General features: G+C 55.2%; 3 protein-coding genes and 1 pseudogene. All 4 read left to right on the top strand.

Annotated elements, in window-relative coordinates:
• On the top strand, window positions 1-783 hold a 783-nt coding region (locus tag VGE80_RS03045; protein ID WP_440591631.1), incomplete at its 5' end, for a hypothetical protein.
• A 50-nt stretch (window positions 784-833) separates the two neighbouring features.
• Window positions 834-2,327 carry a DUF1501 domain-containing protein gene (locus VGE80_RS03040; protein WP_397569781.1) on the top strand — a complete coding sequence of 498 codons (1,494 nt, stop codon included), beginning with the start codon at window positions 834-836 and terminating at the stop codon, window positions 2,325-2,327.
• 52 nt (window positions 2,328-2,379) lie between these two features.
• Window positions 2,380-5,304 carry a multiheme c-type cytochrome gene (locus VGE80_RS03035; RefSeq protein ID WP_440591630.1) on the top strand — a complete coding sequence of 975 codons (2,925 nt, stop codon included), beginning with the start codon at window positions 2,380-2,382 and terminating at the stop codon, window positions 5,302-5,304.
• A pseudogene (locus tag VGE80_RS03030) lies at window positions 5,301-5,709 on the top strand (hypothetical protein); the annotation flags it as partial. The gene VGE80_RS03035 and the pseudogene VGE80_RS03030, both read left to right, overlap by 4 nt.

The raw sequence follows: 5,709 nt of genomic DNA, 5'->3' as shown, positions 1-5,709 counted from the left end.
ACACCTGGTCTTTCCCATCTGACAGTCTGGGACCGGGAAACGAATCAGGTTTCACGGCATCCCATTCCCTATGAAAATCCTGCTGTCTATGGCGGATTCGTCGATCGGCGGAGTTCTCGCATTTATTTTTATGACACGAAGCACGCCAGCGTTCTCGAGTGGGAGCCCGACTCTGAAACAGGACAATCGTTTCCCTGCCCTTACAAGCTTTCCGGCACGCTCTATATGACGTTTGAAGAGTTCGAGCGCCGAGAAATCTGGGGCAGTACCTACACAGGAAACGACATCGTTCGGTTTGATCTCGATTCCCGCACCTGGACGGGTCACTTTCAGTCCCCGGAACCGGAGGCAACCCCGAGTGCCGGTAGTAAAGTCTTCGGCGAAACTCTGTACTGTAGTGATCATCTGAAGGGTCGAATCCTTCCCCTCAACGTCACCACGGGTGAATGGGGTTCCCCCATCAAGGTCCCCGGGTTTGGCAAGTGGTATGGGTACCTCAGCGGAGGATGGTACTTCCGCGGCAGGCTCTACATCTGCCATTCCACCTGGACGGGGGGAAATGGATCGCTGGATGGTGAACCTCATCACTTTATTGGTACCTGGACTGTCTTTGATCCCATGACACAAGGGTTTTCTCGATTGGAAATCCCGACTCTGCCCAGTGAAGAGCGCAAGTACCTGATGTCGGACTACTGTGCCATTTTTGAAGACGAGCTTTTTATCCTCGCTGTGAACAAGTTTGATCCTCAAACGGTCATCGTCCTTCAAACTCGACCGATCTAAGATCACGGACTTCATTCCACTGACTGATGCGGAACGACAGGAATCTGAGAATGCCACAACCCAATAACGATCACTGTGACTGCCAGACTGACCGACGCTCACGACGCGCATTTCTTTCCGATATCGGCCTTGGATTCACAGGTCTCGCACTGGGTTCGATGCTGGCCGATGACGGTGTCGTCCGAGCAACAGAATCCTCTGACGGCGTTCTCGGAGTCCACACTCCTCCGCGGGCGAAATCCGTCATCTGGATCTTCCTTTCGGGGGGATACAGCCACGTCGAAACATTTGATCCCAAGCCGGCTCTGAATACGTACGCGGGCATGACGTTCGACAAAACGCCGCTGGAAAACCCCCTGAATTCCAAGCTGCACCAGAAGCGATTCCGCTCTGTTGCGGCAGAAGAAATCAATATTCGGGATGTCTATCCGACCATTTACCCCATGCAGGTCGGCTGGAAGAAGCACGGTGACAGCGGCATCGAAGTCACTGACTGGTGGCCGCACCTGTCAAAATACGTCGACGATCTCTGCTTCGTCCGAAACATGTGGACGACCGACAACGACCACGCGGCCGAAAACCAGATCCACACGGGTCGACATCGGCTGGATGAACCGCAACCCAGTGTGGGGGCATGGGCGCACTACGGACTTGGATCGCTCAATGACAACCTGCCCAAGTTCGCTGTACTGGGAGGCCCGACCAGGTCCGACACGAGACAGTCGATCGATTCTCTCTATCTTGGTCCCCAATACGCAGGTGTGCCCCTCGCACTGGACCCCAAAAGTCCATTGCCTTTCGGGCTGCGACAGGCGAATCAGACTTTCGAGCAACAGCGTCAAGAGTTTGAATTGATCAACCGGCTCAATGGACTGACTGCAGTCGAATACCCTGAAGATCAGCAGTTGCAGGCACGGATTCGTTCCTATGAGCTGGCGTTCCGTATGCAAGCGGCCGTCCCCGAAGCGATCGATTTTGCTCACGAAACCGAAGCCACGCAGAAGCTGTACGGTTTGGACAACGATGCCACAAAGCTTGCCGGCCAGCGGCTCCTCGCAGCCCGACGGCTGGTCGAGCGCGGTGTTCGATTCGTTCAGGTCTACCCTTCAGCGTATGGTGTCTGGGACTCTCACCAGAAGTTGAAAGAAAACCACACCCGCCTGTGTGCCACCGTCGATCTACCAGTCGCAGGCCTCATCCAGGATATGAAGCAACGAGGACTTCTTGAGGAAACCGTCGTAGTCTTCTGCACGGAATTCGGCAGAACCCCGGGACTTGAACTCCGTGGGGGCGGCACCGATGGACGTGACCATCACCCCAACGGCTTTACGATCTGGCTGGCGGGAGCGGGAATCAAGCAGGGTTATGTGCACGGGGCGACGGATGAACTCGGTTATCACGCCCTCGGTGAAGGGCACTACGTTACCGACCTGCACGCAACGGTGCTGCACCTGCTGGGACTCGACAGCCATAAGCTTGAGTACCCTGGTCGCAAACGACTGGAAATCGATTATGGAGAAGTGATTCACGACGTCTTGACCTGATTGACAACAAGATCCGGCGAAGCGCATGGCCCTCGTCGAGCGGAAGGCGACAATGTCTCAGCAAAGACCTAGACCGCCACATCATCGTTTCGAGACGGTGACACCTCGGTTGCGAATCTGGTTATCGATCGTCTTCTTCCTGGTTGCCTTACTCGGCGTGAATTCGGCCTACTTATCGAGTGTCACTCTACTTGAGTGGCTCAGCCGCATCCGGGGAGCGGGTCGAACTTACCAGAACTATTTCTCGCTCTGGATGTTCATGATCCATATCGGATTAGGACTTGCCCTCCTGCTTCCATTTATGGGCTTCAGTATCCCCCATCTACTGGTCGCAAGAACATCACGTAACCGCCGCGCCGTCCGCGTCGGTTACGGTCTGTTCGCAGTGTGCCTCACCTTACTTTCGACAGGCATCCTGCTGGTGCGTGTCGGGGGTGTCGAGCTGAAGCAACCTGCCGTAAGATCTGTCGTATACTGGCTGCATGTGGCTGCTCCCGTTGCCGCCGTGTGGCTTTACTGTCTGCACCGGCTCGCTGGACCACGAATCCGCTGGAAATCGGGCCTGAGCTATCTAGGGTTCGTCGCGGTCACGATTGCAATTGGAGCCTCGCTCCATGCCTGGGATCCCCGCGATATCAACGTGCCCGGACCTCAAGAGGGGGAAGCCTACTTCTTCCCGGCGCTGACTCGAACAGCGTCGGGTAAATTCATTCCTGCGGAAACCCTGATGCGGGACGACTACTGCAAGAAGTGCCACGCGGATGCTTACGAGGGCTGGTTCCACAGTGCCCATCACTTCAGCAGCTTTAATAATCCGATGTACCTGGCGAGTGTGCGGGAAACGAGAGAAGTCTCGATGAAGCGGGATGGGAATGTTAAGGCAGCAAGATGGTGTGCGGGCTGTCACGACCCCGTCCCGTTTCTGAGTGGGGCTTTTGATAACCCTTATTTTGATGACGTTGCTGATCTGACCGCCCATGCCGGCATCACCTGTACGAGCTGCCACGCGATCACGCACGTGAACAGCACACGGGGGAATGGTGATTACACCATCGAAGATCCAGTACATTATCCGTTTGCGTTCAGCGAAAATCCGTGGCTTCAGGCCCTGAGTGATCAATTAATCAAGGCACGTCCCGCACTGCACAAGGCGACATTCCTCAAACCGCACCATAGCACATCCGAATTCTGCTCAACCTGCCATAAAGTCCACCTCCCGGAAGCCCTGAATGGTTATAAGGAATTTCTGCGAGGGCAAAACCATTATGATTCGTTTGCTTTGAGTGGCGTCTCGGGTCGAGGTGCTCGCAGCAATTATTTTGGCATGCGCGCGATTCAAAACTGTGCTGGTTGCCACATGCCGGCACAGCCATCGAACGACTTCGGCGCGCGACTGTTGGGGGACTCGGGCAAGCTCAGCATTCACAACCACTTGTTCCTCGGTGCCAATACTGCCCTGCCGTTCCTTCGATCTGACGAAGCAACGATTGCAGCTCACCAGAAGTTTCTGCAGGACTGCGTTCGAGTCGACTTGTTCGGGATTAAAGAGGGAGGATCGCTCAGCGGCAAACTGCATGCTCCTCTGAGACCGGAAATCCCGGAACTCGTCCCCGGTGAGAGCTACCTCCTTGAAACAGTGGTGAGGACGCTCAAGATCGGACACCACTTCTCACAAGGGACCGTCGACTCCAATGAAATCTGGGTCTCGGTCGAGGTCTTCAGCGGCACCGAGTTAATTGCACAAAGTGGCCATGTCGACGAGTCCGGATCCGTCGATGAGCACGCGTACTTTATCCGCAATTATGTGGTGGATCGGGACGGAAACCAGATCGGCAGACGAAACCCGCAGGATATCTATGCAACCCTCTATGATCACCAGATTCCCCCTGGGGCCGCACAGGTGATCCATTACCGGCTTGAAGTCCCTGCTGCTGTAGAAGGGCCGATCACAGTCAAGATCAAACTGCAATATCGCAAATTTGACTCTGCCTTCATGAATTTCGTTGCACGGTCGAATCGCGAAAAGGATCACCGCGTCCGCGGAATGACCCCAAGTCAGCCTTACTTTAATGAACTCCCTGTCACGACGATGGCAGAAGACACCATCATCTTTCCTGTCTCAGGTCAGTCACAATCTATCCCGGAGCAGGAATACCCCATCAAAATCGACCATATCTATCAGCGGCGGAATGACTATGGCCTTGCGCTTTTACGTGAAGCCGACGGGTCGGGGCAGTCCTCAGCCGCAACGGCTGAACTCCGTCAAGCGGAAGAAATCTTTCGAGAACTGGACGAGAAATTCGGTTACATCGATGTTCGCTTGAACCTGGCACGAGTCTATCTGGCTGAGGGACGGTTGAACGAAGCGGCCGCGTCGGTGCAAAGAGCGACCTCTGTCGGTAAGCCGATGTTCTTCACCGAGCCGGTCTATGCCCCTTGGGCCGTCAACTGGGTGAGTGGACTGATTCATTTCCAGCAGAATCAACTGGATGAGGCGATTCGATGTATTCAAGCTGTCCTGGAAGATCAGAATGAGGAGATGGCACGTCGCGGCTTCAATTTCCGTCGCGATTACGTCGTTCAAAACGAATTGGGCCTGGCTTTGTTCGAACGGGCCAAGCTGGAGCACGCGGAACAACGAACGGCAACTTTGAACGAGGCATTGCTGCACTTCGGCGAGACACTGAAGCTCGACACCGAGAATGCGACGGCACACTACAATGCTTCATTGATCCATGAGCTTCTGGGGAATTCCAGCGATGCAAGCCTGCACCGCGAGAAATACCGGACCTACAAAGTTGACGACAACGCTCGGGACCGCGCAGTTCAGGCGGCCCGTCTGCGAAATCCCGTTGCCGCACATGCCTCAGAACCGATTTCAATCTATCCACTGCATCAATCTCGTCCGCAGCCCGTCGTGGACATCGCGCCAGATGATCGAAGCGTCTCCGGGGTAACGACGGGAGGAACTCCATGACAGATCGGACAGGTGACACGGACGATCGCATCATCGACGGTGGGATTCGCTGGTCAATCGCCATTCTGCTGATCATTCTGAGCGTATCCTATACGGTCTCACGGATCGGCTCCTCGAAAAGTCCAGCCCCCATCGCTTCCGCTCGACTTCCGACCTATCCGCCGCGGACGACGTTTCCACCGAGACCCGCTGTCCCGCAAATCCTTCTAACCGACATCACACAAGCAGCAGGAATCGACTTCATTCATGACCGAGGCGCACGGGGAGAATGGCGACTTCCGGAAGCGATGGGCGGGGGCTGCGTGGTCTTCGACTATGATCTGGATGGACACCAGGACATCCTTCTGATTCATGCAAACGATCAAGTTCCCTCCTCGTCGATCAAGCTTTACCGCAATGATGGAA

This window comes from Schlesneria sp., assembly GCF_036405755.1.
In the GTDB taxonomy this organism is placed as follows: domain Bacteria; phylum Planctomycetota; class Planctomycetia; order Planctomycetales; family Planctomycetaceae; genus Schlesneria; species Schlesneria sphaerica.
The sequence above is the reverse complement of the archived record's forward strand: the minus strand, read 5'-3'. Positions and strand labels throughout refer to the sequence as shown.

Coding starts and splice junctions, on each gene's coding strand:
- VGE80_RS03040 (WP_397569781.1), top strand. CDS start 834: ATGCCACAACCCAATAACGATCACTGTGACTGCCAGACTGACCGACGC.
- VGE80_RS03035 (WP_440591630.1), top strand. CDS start 2,380: ATGTCTCAGCAAAGACCTAGACCGCCACATCATCGTTTCGAGACGGTG.